Here is a 17,432-nt window from a genome sequence, read left to right as displayed (position 1 = left end):
GCGAAGCATCTGCGACCGCATAATCGTTGCGACACTATTTAAGTAGAAGGTATTAAAAATGGGTAAACCAACCGGGTTTATGGAACTACCACGCACTGAGCGGCATTACGCATCGCCGAGTGATCGTATCCAGCATTATCGCGAATTCACGCTAGCCCCCAGCGAAGCCGAAGTGGCTGAGCAGGGTTCGAGATGCATGGATTGCGGCATCCCTTTTTGCCATAACGGCTGTCCTGTCAATAACATTATCCCCGACTGGAATGACGGGGTTTATCGAGGCGATTGGCAACAGGCACTGGAGATTTTACACAGCACCAACAATTTCCCCGAATTTACCGGACGCATCTGCCCTGCGCCCTGCGAAGCGGCTTGCACACTCAATCTGCAAGATCAGCCCGTGACCATTAAGTCGATAGAATGCGCAATTATCGATAAAGGCTGGGCAATGGGCTGGGTAAAACCGCAAATCCCAACGCAACGCACCGGCAAGCGCGTGGCCGTAATAGGCTCAGGACCTTCAGGACTGGCCTGTGCTCAACAGCTGGCTCGTGCAGGACATGAAGTCACCGTCTATGAAAAAAATGACCGTATCGGCGGCTTATTGCGCTACGGTATTCCCGATTTCAAGATGGAAAAGCATTTAATCGACCGACGCATTGCGCAAATGCAGGCGGAAGGCGTCAGATTCAGGCCCAACAGCCATATCGGTACAGACATTTCCGCGCAAAAAATACTCGCCGAGTACGATGCCGTAGTTTTAGCGGTAGGCTCCGAAAAACCGCGTGACCTGGAAGTCGAAGGACGCAATGAATATCAAGGCGTTTATTATGCGATGGACTTTTTGCGCCAGCAAAACAAGCGCAACGCAGGCGATACCATCGCCGAAGATGTCGCCATTACCGCGACAGACAAGCATGTTATCGTGATCGGCGGCGGCGATACCGGCTCCGATTGCATCGGCACATCGATCCGTCAGGGCGCAGCCTCCGTGGTGCAGCTCGAAATCTTGCCGCAACCGCCTGAAAAAGAAAATAAATTGCTGACTTGGCCGCTGTGGCCCAACAAGCTGCGCACCACTTCTTCGCATGATGAAGGCATCAAAAAGCGTTACTTTAGCGTCAACACCCAAAGCGTTACCGGCAAGGACGGCAAAATAACCCATCTGAACGCAGTCGAAGTGGAGTGGAAGCAAGAAGGCGGACAGTGGAAAATGAGCGAGAAACAGGGCAGCGCTTTCACGCTGGAAGCGGACATCGTGTTTTTAGCGATGGGTTTCGTTCACCCGGTACACGAAGGCTTGTTAAAAGAGCTGGGCGTTGAGCTGGAGCGCAACAACATCAAAGCCACTGACAAACAGTATCAAACGTCGGTCGATAAAGTGTTTGCCGCAGGCGACGGACGGCGCGGACAATCGCTGGTGGTGTGGGCGATACGTGAAGGCAGGCAAGCTGCCAGAGCGGTTGACGAATACCTGATGGGATCATCGGACCTGCCGCGTTAATAATCTAGCTATATAAAAAAAGCGCTTTAGCGACAATCGCCGCTAAAGCGCTTTTGATTTTGTTTTCGAACACCGTTTACATTGATAAACGGTGATCAACTTCCCTTGTTTCACATCAAACTGCTTTTCGTTTAAAATTTCCCATTTATGAAAACCGCTACGGCATAGGGTATTGCCTTTATGCAGTTGCGATGGTTTGGGGCGTTTAAATTGAACTACCTCACCCATGTTTTCCCTCCAGACCTAAATAAAATCCGTAGCATTTAATCACCCCAATGCGCATTGGTTTAAAGCATAAAGCCAAGGCAAAAACTTCGTGTCTATGAAGATAAGCAACTGCCAAGCCGCATCACTTTTTGACGATTGTATTCCACGCCGTAAGCCAGGTCTGTGATTGATAGGAGTCGGCTTTCCTGTCAAGAAACCCGGTCAATGCCAATCGCAAAGTGTTATCAATAACACCAAAGAAATGGGCATAACCTAGCTGCGGGGTCGTATTGCGGATCTCGCCTGCTTTAATACCGGCTTCAATGATCCTGATGATTTTTATGATCGCCGCAGTTTCATGCAGCGGCTTTGCTTCCGGAAAAAACTCCTTGACGTTCAAAATCAACAGAAACCGCATTACATCGGGTGCGTCATCTGTTAACTTGAATAACAAGTCGACTATGGCTCGTAATTGCTCGGATGGCTTTTCATTCTTGCGCCTTATGTCATCAATGGAGATGCTTAAGCTGTCGAGAATATTTGCGTGCAACTGCACTGCAATCATCTGTTTGGTTTTGAAGTGCTGATAGATTGTACCGGCATTTTTTAGCCCGACCGCTTCTTTAATGTCGATTAACGATGTATTGAAATAACCTTTTTCGACAAACAGCTTTAAGGCCGCCAGCAATATCTCATCCTGCACTTCAGATTTTATCTGAATATTTTCTATTTCCTGATCCATGTTCTTCTTTCACAGCTGATTCAATGCGCTGTATTATTGGTATGTGAGTGAAAATTAAAAGGGTCTACACGTTGTAGACTCACAAGTATAAAAATTTATTTTGCGGTCAACACCGCCAGTGCCGCGCTTAAGTAATGGACCATCGACCATAAGGTCAATATGGCCGCAATGTACAACAAACCGTAACCGCAATAATTTATCGGTAGGCCCAGTAAATCTTCGCGATATAACAACATGCCGATCGCCAGCATTTGCGCCGTGGTTTTCCATTTACCCAATTGAGACACTTTAACCTGCGCCCGCTGGCCGATCTCCGCCATCCATTCTCGCAGTGAGGCAATGGTTATTTCCCTGCCGATAATGACGGCCGCGGGAATAGCCAAATACGGACTGCCCTGCTGCTGCACGATCAACACCAAAACCATGGCCACCATCAGTTTATCCGCCACGGGATCTAAAAAAGCCCCGAAAGGCGTTTCCAAACTCATTTTCCTGGCAAGGTAGCCGTCCAGCCAGTCGGTAATCCCCGCCGCTAAAAAAATCAGCATGCAGGCAACATTGGAATAGGCCCAAGGCAGGTAAAAAACCACGGTTAATAACGGAATTAACGCGATCCTTAACAGCGTGAGATTTGTCGGTAAATTAAATTCAATTATCATCTTGATGATGAAATAGTTCGTAAATCCGTTGTGCCAAATGACGGCTTATGCCATCCACACTGCAAAGTGCATCCACACCAGCCTGTGAAATACCTTGCAGCCCCCCAAATTGTTTCAATAAAATCTGTCGCCGTTTAGGCCCCAATCCCGGAATAGCTTCCATTGCCGATTGTTTTTTAGCCTTGCCCCGGCGTTGCCTGTGTCCTGTTATCGCAAACCGGTGCGCTTCATCGCGAATATGCTGAATCAACAGCAAACCGCTGGCTCCGGGCTTTATATCTATCGGCTGCTCCTGATCCACCAGTATCAGCTTTTCCATGCCGGGCTTTCTATCCGGCCCCTTGGAAACGCCGACTATCATAACATTGTTTATGTCTAATTCCGCCAATGCCTTTTGCGCTTCATGCACCTGGCCTTTACCGCCGTCGATCAGCAATATATCCGGCGCGGTATGTTCGCCCTGTTTCAGTCGCTTGAAACGCCTGAACACCGCCTGGTGTATGGCCGCATAATCATCGCCGCCGGTTATGCCTTCGATATTAAAGCGACGATAAGCCGATTTTACCGGCCCTTCCCGGTCAAATACAACACAGGACGCAACGGTCTGATCGCCCTGGGTATGGCTAATATCAAAGCATTCCAGGCGTTTCGGCAGCTCCGTGCAACCCAACTCTTCCTGCAAACTGAGGAACCGGGCATAAATCCCCTGTTTATCCGATAACTTGCTCAGCAGCGAATTTTCGGCGTTGGTGCAGGCCATTTGCAGCCATTTTAAACGCTCGCCCCTGACATTGTGAGAAATAGCCACCGCATGTTTTGCCTGGACCGCCAACACTTCCATCAACAACTCGGCTTCTTCCGGCTGATGGCTGACAATCAATTCATGAGGCACTTGTTTATCCAGATAATATTGCGGAATAAACGCCTGAACGATAGCCGCAGGATCATGTTCATCGGTGATCTTGGGGAAGAACACCTTGTTACCCAGATGCTGCCCGTTGCGGATGAAAAACACCTGCACACAGGCGACACCGGCCTTGGTCGCACAGGCAATAATATCGACATCGCCCCGTTCGCCGTGAACAAAATGTTTTTCCAACACCGAGCGCAATTTTAAGATTTGGTCCCTGAAACCGGCGGCCCGCTCATATTCAAGCTTGGCCGCCGCCTGCTCCATCTTGACTATCAACTGATCGATCAGCAGACCGCCCTTGCCTTCCAAAAACAGCACCGTGCTGTCGACATCCTGTGCATAGGCGGCTTTATCGATTAAACCGACGCACGGCGCAGTGCAGCGTTCTATCTGATGCTGCAAACAGGGCCTGGAACGGTTGTTGTAGATGGAATCATCGCACTGCCGGATCGGGAAAATCCGTTGCAGTAACTTAAGGCTTTCCTTGATTGCGCCGATGCCCGGATAAGGGCCGAAATATTTGCCCTTACGCTTTTTTGCGCCGCGATGCAGGGTGATCTGGGGAAAATCATGCTCGCTGGACAGGAAGATATACGGATAGGATCTATCATCCCTTAAGCAGATATTGTAGCGGGGCTTATGGCGTTTGATCTGCTGACATTCCAGCAATAAGGCCTCGCCCTCGGTATGCGTGACCGTGACTTCAATGTTGGCAATCCTGGCGACCATCGCCTGTTGCTTGGTCGAAGCAGTTTGCTTTTTAAAATAACTGGAAACGCGGTTTTTAAGATTCTTGGCCTTACCGATATAAATAATCTCGCCCTGATCATTAAACATCTTGTAAATGCCGGGGCGCGTGGTCAGGTTTTTTAAAAACGCTTTAACGTCAAAACTGTTTTCTGGTAACTCGGAGCTCACTCTTTATCCTGATAGCATACGGCGTAATTCAATAAATCCGTTGTGCAAATATTTTAACAGCAACAAGGAGCGCTATCTGCATAATATACTTTATCGGACGACCCTTAACGACGCGACGTCCAGCACCAGATTTTCGGCGTAGAATAAATGCAGGACTGCATTAACAACATCCGTGTGGATTATGCAGGAGCAATTGCCGAGGCACGAAGTTTAGATTTGTCTTCGTGTTCTCGGCAACTGCTCCTGCGTTGCTCTACCTCCTGCATCCATGCAGTCGTTCGTGCCTTCACGGTGCATTTATACAAGCTAATTAACGCATTGCATCAAGCTATATCCGCCAGATTTCCCTTGGTTTCCAGCCAGACTTTCCTATCTTGCGAGCGTTTTTTAGCCAGCAATAAATCCAGCTGACCGTTGGTGTCATCGTCTTCGAGCACCGTTAACTGTACCAATCTGCGAGTATCCGGATTCATCGTGGTTTCCCGAAGCTGGCTGGGATTCATTTCGCCCAGACCTTTAAAGCGCTGCACATTGATTTGGCCTTTAAGTTTTTCGGCGGTAATACGATCAAGCACACCCTGACGTTCGGCCTCATCCAGCGCGTAAAACACCCGTTTGCCGACATCGATACGATATAAAGGCGGCATCGCGACAAAAACATGACCGGCCACCACCAGTGCATTGAAATGTTGATAAAACAAGGCGCAGATCAGAGTGGCAATATGGTTACCGTCAGAATCGGCATCGGCCAGGATGCACACCTTGCCGTAACGCAAGTTCTGCAAATCGCTGGAACCCGGCTCTATGCCCAGAGCAACGGCAATATCATGAACTTCCTGCGAAGCCATCACCTGATTGGACTCAACTTCCCAAGTATTCAAAATCTTGCCGCGCAACGGCATAATCGCCTGAAAATCCCGCTCCCGCGCCTGTTTGGCCGAACCGCCGGCCGAATCCCCTTCGACCAGGAACAATTCAGTCCGGGCTATATCCTGCGCCGAACAGTCGGCCAGTTTGCCCGGTAATGCGGGGCCCGAGGTGATTTTTTTGCGGATGATTTTTTTATTGGAACGCAATCGCTTTTGCGCGCTGGAAATAATAATTTCGGCGATTTTCTCGCCTTCGGCAGGATTCTGGTTTAACCACAAACTAAAGCTGTCTTTAGCCACGCCGGACACAAAAGCCACGCATTCGCGGGAACTGAGCCGCTCCTTGGTTTGCCCTGAAAACTGCGGATCTTCCAATTTTACCGACAATACGAAATGGCAGTTTTCCCAGACATCTTCCGGGGCGACTTTAACGCCGCGCGGCAGGATATTCCTGATGTCGCAAAACTCGCGCATCGCTTCGGTCAGGCCTGCCCGCAAGCCATTGACATGGGTTCCGCCTTGCGCCGTCGGCACCAGATTCACGTAGCTTTCGGCCAGCACTTCCGCCGGATTTTCAATCGCCCAGACGATGCCCCATTCAACGGCTTCATGATTGGCGGCCATGTTGCCCATAAACGGCTGTTCAGGACAATAGTCAATATCGCCGATGCGATCGAGCAAATATTCCTTGAGGCCGTCCTGATAACACCAAAAATATTCTTCGTCGGTTTGATCGACTTTCAGGGATATTTTCAAGCCCGGACATAAAACCGCCTTAGCGCGCAACACGTGCTTCAGCTTTAAAACCGATATTTTATTGGAATCGAAATATTTTTCATTCGGCCAGAATCGGATAGACGTGCCGGTATTATTCTTGCCGACCGTGCCGGTCTCCACCAGTTCAGTTTGTTTTTCGCCATCGGCATAGTCCATTCGGTAAATCTTGCCATTCCTTTTGACTTCCACTTCCAGCTTTGCCGACAAGGCGTTAACGACCGAGACGCCGACGCCATGCAAACCGCCGGAAAACTGGTAATTCTTATTGGAAAATTTTCCGCCCGCATGCAGCTGGGTCAAAATCACCTCAACACCGGGAATGCCTTGCTCGGGATGTATATCGACCGGCATGCCCCGGCCATTATCGCTGACCAGCACCGAGCCGTCCTTATACAAGACCACGTCAATTGCCGTGGCATGGCCCGCCATCGCCTCATCGACGCTGTTATCAACGACTTCCTGTACCAGATGGTTGGGCCTTGTGGTGTCCGTGTACATGCCGGGACGCTTTCGTACCGGCTCCAATCCGCTTAAAACTTCAATTGCCGCCGCGTTATATTCGTTACTCATACTTCCTAATCACTCACAATTCAATTTCATATATAATGCAGAACGAAAGGCAAAAGGCGAAAGGCACAAATTTTTCGCCTTTTGCCTTTTGCCCTTCGCCTTAATAATACATCGTACCATTAAATTTTTTTTTACCTCATGCCGAAAAAGAAAACCGCGACTTTATTCGAAGACTCTCTCGCCGAACTTGAGCAGCTGGTTAGCCAGCTTGAACAAGGCGATATTTCGCTCGAAGAATCATTAAAGTCATTTGAGCGCGGGGTCAACCTGACTCGCACCTGTCAAAAAGCCCTGCAAGAGGCCGAACAGAAAGTTCAAATCCTAATTGAAAAAAACGGCACTCAAACCCTGGAGCCATTTACCGATGAGTAATGCGTTAAAAGACTATCTTGATTTTTGTCAAAACCGCGTAGAAAGAGCTTTAGACGCTCGCCTTCCCAGCGAAAGCATATTGCCGCAAAAGCTGCATCGGGCGATGCGCTACAGCACATTGGACGGCGGCAAGCGCATGCGTCCGATGCTGACCTATTGCACCGGGAAAACGCTGGGCATAGCCCCCGAAGCATTGGACGGCCCGGCTTGCGCTGTCGAGTTCATCCACGTTTATTCATTGATACATGACGATCTACCGGCGATGGACGATGACGATCTTCGCCGCGGCAAAGCCACCTGCCATGTCGCTTTCGATGAAGCGACCGCTATTTTAACCGGCGACGCGCTGCAGGCTTTGGCTTTTGAAATACTGGCCAATGATCCCAGCATTACAGCAACCGCTGAAGGCCGCCTGAAAATGATTATCGCTTTAACCAAAGCCAGCGGTTCCCAAGGCATGGTGGGCGGTCAGGCTATCGACCTGGAATCGGTAGGCACAAAATTGACCTTGCCTGAACTTGAAAACATGCATATCCATAAAACCGGCGCGTTGATTCGTGCCAGCGTCAATATGGCGACGCTGGCGAAAGCGGATATAGACCCGGATGTGGCCAAAAAACTGGATAATTACGCCAAGTGCATCGGCTTATCGTTCCAGGTTAAGGATGACATTCTCGACGAAGAAAGCGATACCGCAACATTGGGAAAAACTCAAGGCAAAGACCAGGATAACGACAAACCCACCTACCCTGCCCTGTTAGGACTGGCCGGAGCCAAACAAAAAGCGCAGGAACTGCATGAGCAAGCGCTGGACAACCTGAATATTTTCGGCAGCGAAGCCGATTTATTGCGCGATTTATCGCTTTATATTATTCAACGGGATCATTAAGTTTTTACCCTGTATCGTTCCCGTATTCCAACGCGGGAACGATACCATCCCTTCAAAAAAATCTACCCTGCTGACAAGAAACCAGGGAAAGTTATTGCCGGTTTATTGTCATACTGCCCAAAAAACAATGTACAGCAATCCCTAACACAATGTCATATAAAGCTATTTTTAATTCGGCACTCTTTATGCTAGATACCTGATGAATTTAATTTAGTCTTTTTAGAGGTACGGTCATGACAACGCAAAACACAGCTACAGCAGATTCATCCTGGACAATATTTATTGAAATATTAAGCGACGAATTCACCTCGAAAACAGGATTCGGGGTATATGCCCATATCACGCCAACCGATGTCAATCAGGCTTACCAACAATATCAGCTACGCAATGCGCCAATGCGACTATTCGTTCGCGAATATGTCAGGCACTATGTCTAAAGCTATTTATGCTCAACAAATTTCATCCAGCGCAAACGGTTGGCATTGGTAACCACGGTCACTGAAGACATGGCCATAGCCGCACCGGCAATCATCGGGTTTAACAAAATGCCGAATAGAGGATACAACAGACCCGCCGCAACCGGAATGCTGATCGTGTTATAGAAAAACGCACCGAGCAGATTTTGTTTGATATTGATGACCGTCGCTTTGGATAATTCAATGGCTTCAGGCACTTTGAGCAAGGAACCTTGCAAAATAACCACATCGGCGCTTTCAATAGCGACATCGGTTCCTGTACCGATCGCAAAACCGACATCAGCCTGAGCCAATGCAGGTGCGTCGTTGATACCGTCGCCGACCATGCCGACGATTTCACCCGCTTGCTGCAACTCTTTAACTACCGTCGCTTTATCCTGTGGCAACACCTGCGCCCGCACTTCTGAAATACCTGCCTGTTCGGCAATGGCATGAGCGGTTATTTGATTGTCCCCGGTCACCATGATGATGCGCACGCCCTGATTTTTCAACAATTGCACGGCATGTGCCGAATCCTTTTTAATCGGATCGGAAACGGCAATAATGCCGGTTATTTTGTTATCTACGGCAAGCAGCATCGGCGTTTGGCCCAAAGCCGACAGTTGTTCCAGCCGGTCGTTAAAGCGTGTAAAGCTAACGCCTTGCTCATCCATCAGCGCCTTGTTGCCGAACAACACGCGCCGCTCGTTAATTGTCGCCATTACCCCGTGACCCGCGACGGCGGCAAACTGTTTAACTTTTTCCAATTTGATTTGTTTATCTTCCGCTGCCGACAAAATAGCCGCCGCCAACGGGTGTTCCGAGCCTGATTCGATACTCGCCGCCCAGTGCAGCACCTGCTCTTCGCTAATGTCGCCAATGGCTTCAACAGTAGAAACTGTCGGTTTGCCTTCGGTTACCGTGCCGGTTTTATCGAGTATTAAGCAAGTCAGTTTTCCCGCCGTTTGCAAGGCTTCGCCCTTCCGAATCAAAATCCCCGATTGGGCGGCGCGGCCCACCGCGACCATCACCGAAATAGGCGTCGCCAAGCCCAAAGCACAAGGGCAAGCGATCACCAGAACGGTCATTGAAGTAACAAAGGCGTAACCCAATGAAGGTTCAGGCCCGAAAGCGTACCAAATCAAAAAAGTCAGCACGGAAATCACGACCACAGCCGGTACGAAAACGCTGGAAATTTTATCCGCCAGACGGGCGATTTCGGGCTTGCTGCTTTGCGCTTGCCGTACGCTTTTAATAATCTGCGCCAGCGCTGTATCGCGGCCGATCCGGGTTGCAGTAAACAAAAAACTGCCGGTCTGGTTCATGGTTCCGGCAACCACTTCCGCACCTGCGGTTTTTTCTACCGGCAGAGACTCGCCGGTCAGCATCGACTCGTCAACCGTGGAATGCCCTTCCAGCAACACGCCGTCAACGGCGATTTTCTCGCCGGGCCTGACTCTTAACGTTTCGCCCAAACCGACTTGCTCGATAGCAACATCCATTTCTTCGCCGTTTCTGATCACGCGCGCGGTACGCGGCTGCAAACCGATCAGTTGCCGAATGGCGCTGGAGGTCTTGCCTCTGGCCAGAGTCTCCAAACCGGAGCCCAGATTTATGAAGGCCAGAATCATTACGGCAGCTTCAAAATAGGCATGTTTCGCCAGGGACGGCAAGGTATCGTAATAATCGATAACAATGCAGGAATACAGCCACGCCGAACCTGTACCCAAGGCAATCAGGGTGTCCATGTTCGCCTGCCCCAGCGTTAATGACTTGTACGCACCACTGTAAAAATGCCAGCCTGAATAGATCAGCACGCTTACGGTGATCAGGGCGATTTCCGGCCACACCCATAGACCTGTCGATGAACCGATTTCCGGCAACCAGCCAAAATGTTCGGCTACCATCAGCGATAGTCCGAAAGCTCCTGCCACCGCCGCTTTTTTCATCAGCTGACGGTAGCGTTGCAACTCTTGTGCTTCCTGTTCGGCAGGATCCTCAAACCCCTCCATCACCGCAGCATCATAACCGGCCGCTTTAACGGCCTGCTTTAATAATTCAGGATCGGCCTGGCCTTTAACCACGGCGGAATGATCGGCAAAGTTGACGCTAACTGAAGTTACTCCCTCTACCGCCGCCAAGGCGCCCTCAACGGCGCTGACGCAGCCAGCGCAACGCATGCCTAAAACGGATAGCCGCAATTCGTCGGAAGTCTTTGTATTCATAAAATCACCTTTCCCATTACGATGTTTCTACGGTAAAACCCGCATCGACAATAGCGTTAGCAATAACATCCAAGCTGGTTTTTTCAGCATCGAATTCAACGTTGACCTCGTTGTTTTTGCTTGATGCATTAACAGACAACACACCATCGATAGCTTCCAATTTACTCGTCACATTGGCTTCACAACCGCCGCATTTCATGCCGGTAACGGTTAACGATACAGATTCAGTCATTTCAGTCTCCTTAATGTGGGTAGAGAAGCTGTATTGCAACGTCTCTACAGTAATAGCTTTATATCATACTCGACTGATAGCCGGTAATCATGGTATAAATCCGGGCATATATGAGGTTGCGCGACAAATTTTTGTACCCTTTGGGTAAGCCCGATCTACAAGTATTTAAATTTAACACCTTAAGTAATTCAAATGGCAGACATTATAATTGGGCGGCAACAGATTTTTGACCAAAAGCTGAATATTTACGCCTATGAACTCCTTTTCAGAGGCAATGATTTTGACCTGAATCATAGCGACGGCGCTACCCAAGCAACCAACCAGGTCATTACCGATACCATTTTGGAACTTGGACTCAACGCCATAGTAGGCCCTCACAAAGCCTTCATTAACTTTACGACGCAAAACATTCTGGATAAAACACCTTTACACCTTCCTAAAGATAGGATCGTTATCGAAGTGCTCGAAAATGTTGAAATTGACTCAAGAGTCGTCGCCAACTTAAAAGAACTGTCAACGCTAGGCTACATCATTGCCCTGGATGATTTTGTCTTTTCCGAGGAATGGACGCCGCTGGTGGAATTTGCCGACATTATCAAGCTGGACATTCTGGAAATGGGCGAGTCTAAAACTCGGGCACTCATTAATCAACTCAAGCCCTACAATGTACAACTGCTCGCAGAAAAAGTAGAAACATATTCTGAGTATCAATATCTTGTCGAATTAGGCTGTGATTATTTCCAGGGTTTCTTTTTTAACAAACCCAATATCGTTTCCGGCAAACGCGTCAGCGTCAATCAAACAGCCGCCATTCAACTGTTAAACACCGTTAACAACCCGGATGTTGAATTTGAAGACCTGACCAAGATAATATCCCTGGATGTCGGACTCAGCTATAAACTGCTGCATTATATAAATTCCGCATTTTTCTCCTTACCCAATAAAGTTTCGTCCATTAATCATGCCATTTCCTATCTGGGGCTAAAGGAAATAAAACGCTGGATAAACATATTGACGCTGGCGTCCTTATCCAACAAGCCGGAAGCGGTCATGCAAAACGCATTGATCCGCGGCAAAATGTGTGAGGAACTGGCTGCCCTGAGCGACAATAAATCAGACAATTTTTTCCTGATCGGCATCTTATCCAACCTGGACAGCTTACTGGATATGCCCTTGGATGAAGCGCTCAGCCAATTGCCTTTGGCCGACGATATTGTTGCCGCCATATTGCATAAAAAAGGATTGGGCGGCGAAGCGCTTAAGTGTGTCATCAGTTATGAACATTGGGATATTTCATCAATAGCCTTTAAGGATATCGATCAATCCATTATTGGCGACGCTTATATTCGCAGTATAAACTGGGCAAAAGACGTTATGGGCAATATAAACTAATGCCGCTAAATACAATTACCAACCAAACTATCGCGCTTGCCGGCATCGCCCAGGCAGCAGCACTGGTTCAGCAACTGGCAACAACCGGCAGCGCCGATTCGTCCGCCCTTGAGGCCAGCATTGCCAGTCTTTTTGTTAATGATGAACAGGGCGTGGAAAACGTATACGGCGGATTATCAGGCCTTAAGCTGGGACTTGAACAGCTTAACGATCAAATGACCGGCCTCAAAATAGCCAATCCCGAACAGGCTCGCTATGCCGCCTCGCTGGTTTTCCTGGAGAACCAACTATCCAGGCAACCGGCCATGCTTAAAACCATTTTTACCGGAATTGAGCGCGCCCAGACACAATCGGAACATTTCGGCCAACTACATGAGAATGTACTGGCGAATCTCGGCGATATTTATCACACCACCATCAGCACCCTGCAACCGAGAATCATGGTCAATGGTGATCAGGAATATTTATCCAGACCAGACATCGTCAATAAAATACGCGCCTGTCTGCTGGCCGGGATACGTTCGGCTATTCTTTGGAAACAATGCGGCGGCACCCGCTGGAAGTTCCTTTTTTACCGTAAAAAAATCCAGGCTGAATTGCAAAAACTGCTGCAACAGCGTTAGCCCCGGCATGACTACCCTTATCGAAGCCGAGCACCTGACCCGTTATTACGGCAAACATTGCGCTGTTAACGATGTCAGTTTTACCTTAGCCAAAGGCGAAGTACTCGGTTTTTTAGGCGCCAACGGCGCAGGCAAAACCACCACCATGCAGATGCTGTGCGGCAATCTCGCACCCAGCGCCGGACAAATCAAAATCAACGGTTTCGATCTGCTGGATCAGCCCAAAGCCGCCAAACTGAACCTGGGTTACTTGCCCGATACACCGCCGCTCTACAAAGAATTAACCGTTCAGGAATTCCTGCTTTATTGCGCTCGGCTGCACGGCATCGACAAAAACGCCATCACTCATGCCATTGAACGAGCCAAAGAGCGATGTGGCTTAACCGATGTCGCCGACCGCCTGATCGCCAATCTGTCCAAAGGCTTTCAACAGCGGGTCGGCATTGCCCAGGCAATCTTGCACAATCCCGAAGTAATCGTGCTTGATGAGCCGACGGTCGGCCTTGATCCCATTCAAATCAGGGAAATACGCGCATTAATCAGGGAGTTGGGGCAGGATCACGGCGTCATTTTGTCCACCCACATACTCACCGAAGTGCAGGAATCCTGCACACACGTACAAATCATTGATCAAGGGCAGCTGATCCTGAATGAAACTATCGCCGGACTCAACCGGCAAATGGATACCGGCACCCTGCAAGTCAGCACCCGGCTAACGCCCGACATTAACAGCTTATTGACCATCCCCGGCATCAGTTCTATCGAAAGCATTACTGAAAACAGGATCATCATTCACCACAGCGTAACCGCCAACCCGGCCGAACAAATTGCCGCGCTTGTCATTGCCGCCGGATGGGGACTACAGGAATTGACCCCGGTAAAAAGGTCGATGGAAGATATTTTTATCAGCTTAACCAAAGAACATCGCGAGTTATGAGTATGTATTCAGAGCCATCAAATATAATGGAACGCAGATGACGCAGATGATTATGATAAACACAGATAAATCCTATTCAATCATAATCATCTGCGTTCCATTTCTCTAACTGGGTAATTGCCATGATTTTAACGATTGCTTCCCGCGAATTCAGATCCCTGTTTTTATCGCCGATGGCCTGGACGATATTAGCCATCCTGCAATTCATCCTGGCGTTCTTGTTTTTAACCCAGGTTGAAGCCTTCACCACGCTCCAGCCCAAACTGGCTTCCATTGAAGGCGCGCCCGGCTTGACCGACATTATCGTGCCGCCATTATTCGGCAACGCCGGCATTATTCTTTTGTTGGTCACGCCGTTATTAACCATGCGCCTGATCTGCGAAGAACGCCGCAATAAAACCTTGTCTTTGCTGCTTTCCGCACCTGTTTCCAATATCGACATTATCCTCGGCAAGTACCTAGGCATACTCGGGCTGATGCTGCTGATCATTGCGCTGATCACCCTGATGCCGCTATCTTTGCTGTTCGGAGCCGAGCTGGATTTGGGCAAACTGTTTGCCAATATCTTAGGCTTACTGCTGCTGGTCAACGCGTTTGCCGCGATCGGCCTGTTTATGTCCTGCATCGCCGGACACCCCACCGTTGCCGCGATGGGTACTTTCGGTATGTTGCTGCTGCTGTGGATTTTGGACTGGTCGGTCGGCATGAACGACCAACGTAGCGAACTGTTTGAATACTTGTCGATCCTCAGGCACTTCCAGAATATCCAAAGCGGCCTGATCAGCACAGTCGATGTCAGCTATTTTTTGCTGTTTACCGCCACCTTCATCGCGCTGAGCATCCGCAGCCTCGATAATGACCGGTTGCAGAAATGAAAATATCGCCGCATAAACACCAGCAAATCCGCTTAAAAAACGGGCTCATCACCCTGGTTTTGTTGTGCCTGCTCGGCACTTTAGCCTGGTTAAGCACCCGCTACAGCGCAGAAACCGACATAACCGGAAACAGCAGCAACAGCCTGTCCCAAGCCTCGCAAAAACTGCTGGGATCGCTGCCCGACAAGATACAACTCACCGCCTATATAAAAAAAGACCCGTCGCTAAGAAGCCAGATAGCCCAATTGATAGCCCGCTATAAACGCCATAAAGCCGATCTGGCGCTGACCTTTATAGATCCCGACTCCCAGCCGGAAAAAACCCGCGAACTGAATATAGATGCGGCAGGCGTTATTATTGTCGAATATCAGGGCCGTAGCGAAAAACTGAACTTTATCGACGAATCATCGCTGACCAATGCCCTGCTGCAACTGGCGAATGCCGATGAGCGCTGGGTCACCTTCCTGACCGGCCACGGCGAACGCGCTCCTGACGGCATCGCCAATTTCGATTTAGGCCAATTCGGCAAGGAACTGGATCGACGTAAAATCAAAGCTCAAACCATCAACCTTGCAACCCTGCCCGCCATTCCCGATAACTCCGCGTTGTTGGTGATTACCGCTCCCGCCGTGCCGTTGTTGGTAGGCGAAATTGAACTGATCAAACGTTATATCCGGCAAGGCGGTAATCTGCTGTTGCTGACCGATCCAGGTAACCGGCACCTAGACGCATTGCAACAGTCGCTGGGCTTACGCCAGCTGCCGGGAACCATCGTAGATAACAGTTCCAAACTATACGGCATTAACGACCCCAGTTTCGTGCTCGCCAGCGATTATCCGCCTCATCCGATCACTCAGGGCTTTCAGACCATAACCGTTTATCCCGTTACCGCCGCGCTGGAAATCAGCGAAGAAACGGATTTCAAAACCGTCGCCTTACTCAAAAGCGCAATGCAGTCATGGACGGAAACCGGCCCGATAGCAGGAAAAATTGTTTTTGATGCAGATGGCGACGAAAAACAAGGTCCGCTCACCTTCGCTTATGCCCTGACCCGAGATCTTGATAAAAACCCTTCGACAGGCTCAGGACAGGCTCAAGGCGGGACCTTCGAGCAGCGCATCGTCGTTGTCGGTGACGGCGATTTTCTATCCAACTCCTATATCGGCAATGTCGGCAATCTGGACATGGGCTTAAGAATGATCAACTGGCTGATTCACGATGACCGGTTTATCGACATCCCCGCCAAAATAGCAACCGATAAAAGCCTGCAACTAAGCCAGATCAGCGTCGCCGTTATCGGCTTTGGTTTTTTGGTGGTCATACCGCTGCTGTTGATGGGTACGGGCTTTTACATCTGGCGCAAACGCAAGCAACGTTAAGATTTCACTGCGTTATTGCCATTAAGTGTGTGAGCTGGAGGCCTATCGCCAAATCGACTTCATAGGCATGGGCTTTCCCAGTACGGCCTGATCAAGCCGTTTTACCGACATCAACAGCGTCTCCTATCCTGTCATCGGTTTTTGACGCTTTCTTAGCGGCATACATTTGCTCATCGGCTTTCCGGATCAAGGTATCGGGCTCCCCGTATTTATCCGGCCCGGTTTGCACGATGCCGACGCTCAGCGTTACATTTTTAAAGCACTGGCTAATTTCAGCGCTGAGGCGATTGACGTATCTCTCCCGAGCCTGCTCTTCTTGGCAGTTGGGCAGTATTAAACAAAATTCGTCGCCGCCGTAACGAAAACAGCAATCTTCTTCACGGGAAATTTTCTTGATCGCAGCACCCACCGCACGCAAGATATGGTCGCCATGCGGATGGCCGTGGTTGTCATTGATGGTCTTGAATTCGTTAATGTCCATATAAACAATAGACACCGGCTCATGGCGCCGTTGAGCGATCCGCAGTGTTCGGGTCAGGGTTTCGTTCAAGTAGCGCACGCTTAGCAAGCCTGTCAGCGAATCGACGCGGGTTAACTCTTCGAGCTGTTGAGTACGCTCCCTGACCTTTTCTTCCAGTGCGCAGGCATAACGCTCGGACTTTTCCTTGGAAATTTCGATTTCCGAAACCAGACTGCGGATATAGGTTTCAAACACCAGCGTTATGTCGAACAACAGCAATTTGTCGAGCGCTGTAAGCATGCCCTGACGTTCCGACTTATCGGTGAGCGTTTCGAAAATAATTTCAAGCAGCAGGCTTTTGAGCGTGTTGATGGCAGAAAGATACAACTTCGGCTCGACGCCCATAGTGGACGAGATTGATTTTAGTGCGGAAAACC

The 17,432-nt window shown here is 49.4% G+C and carries 16 protein-coding genes; 9 read left to right on the top strand and 7 right to left on the bottom strand.

Features of this window, described 5'->3' with window-relative positions:
- The first annotated feature begins 58 nt into the window (after positions 1-58).
- Positions 59-1,501 (top strand): glutamate synthase subunit beta, encoded by a 1,443-nt coding sequence (locus METTU_RS03615; protein WP_006889938.1) that lies wholly within the window; start codon positions 59-61, stop codon positions 1,499-1,501.
- Positions 1,502-1,850: 349 nt separating this feature from the next.
- Here the strand turns inward: METTU_RS03615 and METTU_RS03605 are convergent, their stop codons facing one another.
- The 4 genes from METTU_RS03605 to parE form a co-directional block, all read right to left on the bottom strand.
- Entirely contained in the window at positions 1,851-2,450 is a 600-nt protein-coding gene (locus tag METTU_RS03605) for a TetR/AcrR family transcriptional regulator (RefSeq protein WP_006889936.1), read from the bottom strand.
- 95 nt (positions 2,451-2,545) lie between these two features.
- The gene (gene pgsA / locus METTU_RS03600) at positions 2,546-3,109 is read right to left on the bottom strand and encodes a CDP-diacylglycerol--glycerol-3-phosphate 3-phosphatidyltransferase (RefSeq protein ID WP_006889935.1); all 564 of its coding nucleotides are present in this window, start codon (positions 3,107-3,109) and stop codon (positions 2,546-2,548) included.
- Positions 3,099-4,940, bottom strand: a complete 1,842-nt coding sequence (gene uvrC, locus METTU_RS03595; protein WP_006889934.1) for an excinuclease ABC subunit UvrC — start codon at positions 4,938-4,940, stop codon at positions 3,099-3,101. The genes pgsA and uvrC overlap by 11 nt, the downstream gene beginning before the upstream one ends.
- A 323-nt stretch (positions 4,941-5,263) precedes the next feature.
- On the bottom strand, positions 5,264-7,156 hold the full coding sequence (parE, locus tag METTU_RS03590; RefSeq protein WP_006889933.1) for a DNA topoisomerase IV subunit B: 1,893 nt from the start codon (positions 7,154-7,156) through the stop codon (positions 5,264-5,266).
- Between the two features lie 138 nt (positions 7,157-7,294).
- Here parE and METTU_RS03585 point away from each other — a divergent pair, with 138 nt between their 5' ends.
- The 3 genes from METTU_RS03585 to METTU_RS22985 all read left to right on the top strand — a co-directional run bounded on the left by METTU_RS03585 (position 7,295) and on the right by METTU_RS22985 (position 8,854).
- Positions 7,295-7,528 carry an exodeoxyribonuclease VII small subunit gene (locus tag METTU_RS03585; protein ID WP_006889932.1) on the top strand — a complete coding sequence of 78 codons (234 nt, stop codon included), beginning with the start codon at positions 7,295-7,297 and terminating at the stop codon, positions 7,526-7,528.
- Positions 7,521-8,417, top strand: coding sequence for a (2E,6E)-farnesyl diphosphate synthase (gene ispA / locus METTU_RS03580; RefSeq protein WP_006889931.1), 897 nt, complete (start codon positions 7,521-7,523; stop codon positions 8,415-8,417). The genes METTU_RS03585 and ispA overlap by 8 nt, the downstream gene beginning before the upstream one ends.
- Before the next feature lie 233 nt (positions 8,418-8,650).
- Positions 8,651-8,854, top strand: a complete 204-nt coding sequence (locus METTU_RS22985; RefSeq protein WP_006889930.1) for a hypothetical protein — start codon at positions 8,651-8,653, stop codon at positions 8,852-8,854.
- A gap of 2 nt (positions 8,855-8,856) precedes the next feature.
- On the opposite strand, the gene METTU_RS03575 is transcribed toward METTU_RS22985, so the two are convergent.
- Together METTU_RS03575 and METTU_RS03570 are read right to left on the bottom strand one after the other, a co-directional pair.
- A complete protein-coding gene (locus METTU_RS03575; RefSeq protein WP_006889929.1) occupies positions 8,857-11,097 on the bottom strand; it encodes a heavy metal translocating P-type ATPase in 2,241 nt (746 codons plus the stop codon).
- A 16-nt stretch (positions 11,098-11,113) separates the two neighbouring features.
- Complete coding sequence (locus tag METTU_RS03570; protein ID WP_006889928.1) at positions 11,114-11,329, bottom strand: heavy-metal-associated domain-containing protein; 216 nt, start codon at positions 11,327-11,329, stop codon at positions 11,114-11,116.
- A 192-nt stretch (positions 11,330-11,521) separates the two neighbouring features.
- Between METTU_RS03570 and METTU_RS03565 the strand changes: the two genes are divergently transcribed.
- From METTU_RS03565 to METTU_RS03545, 5 genes are all read left to right on the top strand, one after another.
- On the top strand, positions 11,522-12,721 hold the full coding sequence (locus METTU_RS03565; RefSeq protein WP_006889927.1) for an EAL and HDOD domain-containing protein: 1,200 nt from the start codon (positions 11,522-11,524) through the stop codon (positions 12,719-12,721).
- The gene (gene hflD, locus METTU_RS03560) at positions 12,721-13,344 is read left to right on the top strand and encodes a high frequency lysogenization protein HflD (protein ID WP_006889926.1); all 624 of its coding nucleotides are present in this window, start codon (positions 12,721-12,723) and stop codon (positions 13,342-13,344) included. The genes METTU_RS03565 and hflD overlap by 1 nt, the downstream gene beginning before the upstream one ends.
- A 7-nt stretch (positions 13,345-13,351) precedes the next feature.
- Entirely contained in the window at positions 13,352-14,281 is a 930-nt protein-coding gene (locus METTU_RS03555; RefSeq protein ID WP_006889925.1) for an ABC transporter ATP-binding protein, read from the top strand.
- Positions 14,282-14,403: 122 nt separating this feature from the next.
- A complete protein-coding gene (locus METTU_RS03550; RefSeq protein ID WP_006889924.1) occupies positions 14,404-15,156 on the top strand; it encodes an ABC transporter permease in 753 nt (250 codons plus the stop codon).
- Complete coding sequence (locus METTU_RS03545; protein ID WP_006889923.1) at positions 15,153-16,535, top strand: GldG family protein; 1,383 nt, start codon at positions 15,153-15,155, stop codon at positions 16,533-16,535. The genes METTU_RS03550 and METTU_RS03545 overlap by 4 nt, the downstream gene beginning before the upstream one ends.
- A gap of 91 nt (positions 16,536-16,626) precedes the next feature.
- On the opposite strand, the gene METTU_RS03540 is transcribed toward METTU_RS03545, so the two are convergent.
- Positions 16,627-17,400: a GGDEF domain-containing protein gene (locus METTU_RS03540; protein ID WP_006889922.1), complete on the bottom strand. Its 774-nt coding sequence runs from the start codon at positions 17,398-17,400 to the stop codon at positions 16,627-16,629.
- Positions 17,401-17,432 lie beyond the last annotated feature (32 nt).

This window comes from Methylobacter tundripaludum SV96 (assembly GCF_000190755.2).
In the GTDB taxonomy this organism is placed as follows: domain Bacteria; phylum Pseudomonadota; class Gammaproteobacteria; order Methylococcales; family Methylomonadaceae; genus Methylobacter_A; species Methylobacter_A tundripaludum.
This window is presented reverse-complemented; position numbering and strand designations above follow the sequence as displayed.

Excerpts from the sequence above, each read along its gene's own strand:
- METTU_RS03615 (WP_006889938.1), top strand. The coding sequence starts at position 59 with ATGGGTAAACCAACCGGGTTTATGGAACTACCACGCACTGAGCGGCAT.
- METTU_RS03605 (WP_006889936.1), bottom strand. The coding sequence starts at position 2,450 with ATGGATCAGGAAATAGAAAATATTCAGATAAAATCTGAAGTGCAGGAT.
- pgsA (WP_006889935.1), bottom strand. The coding sequence starts at position 3,109 with ATGATAATTGAATTTAATTTACCGACAAATCTCACGCTGTTAAGGATC.
- parE (WP_006889933.1), bottom strand. The coding sequence starts at position 7,156 with ATGAGTAACGAATATAACGCGGCGGCAATTGAAGTTTTAAGCGGATTG.
- METTU_RS03585 (WP_006889932.1), top strand. The coding sequence starts at position 7,295 with ATGCCGAAAAAGAAAACCGCGACTTTATTCGAAGACTCTCTCGCCGAA.
- ispA (WP_006889931.1), top strand. The coding sequence starts at position 7,521 with ATGAGTAATGCGTTAAAAGACTATCTTGATTTTTGTCAAAACCGCGTA.
- METTU_RS22985 (WP_006889930.1), top strand. The coding sequence starts at position 8,651 with ATGACAACGCAAAACACAGCTACAGCAGATTCATCCTGGACAATATTT.
- METTU_RS03575 (WP_006889929.1), bottom strand. The coding sequence starts at position 11,097 with ATGAATACAAAGACTTCCGACGAATTGCGGCTATCCGTTTTAGGCATG.
- METTU_RS03570 (WP_006889928.1), bottom strand. The coding sequence starts at position 11,329 with ATGACTGAATCTGTATCGTTAACCGTTACCGGCATGAAATGCGGCGGT.
- METTU_RS03565 (WP_006889927.1), top strand. The coding sequence starts at position 11,522 with ATGGCAGACATTATAATTGGGCGGCAACAGATTTTTGACCAAAAGCTG.
- hflD (WP_006889926.1), top strand. The coding sequence starts at position 12,721 with ATGCCGCTAAATACAATTACCAACCAAACTATCGCGCTTGCCGGCATC.
- METTU_RS03555 (WP_006889925.1), top strand. The coding sequence starts at position 13,352 with ATGACTACCCTTATCGAAGCCGAGCACCTGACCCGTTATTACGGCAAA.
- METTU_RS03550 (WP_006889924.1), top strand. The coding sequence starts at position 14,404 with ATGATTTTAACGATTGCTTCCCGCGAATTCAGATCCCTGTTTTTATCG.
- METTU_RS03545 (WP_006889923.1), top strand. The coding sequence starts at position 15,153 with ATGAAAATATCGCCGCATAAACACCAGCAAATCCGCTTAAAAAACGGG.
- METTU_RS03540 (WP_006889922.1), bottom strand. The coding sequence starts at position 17,400 with ATGGGCGTCGAGCCGAAGTTGTATCTTTCTGCCATCAACACGCTCAAA.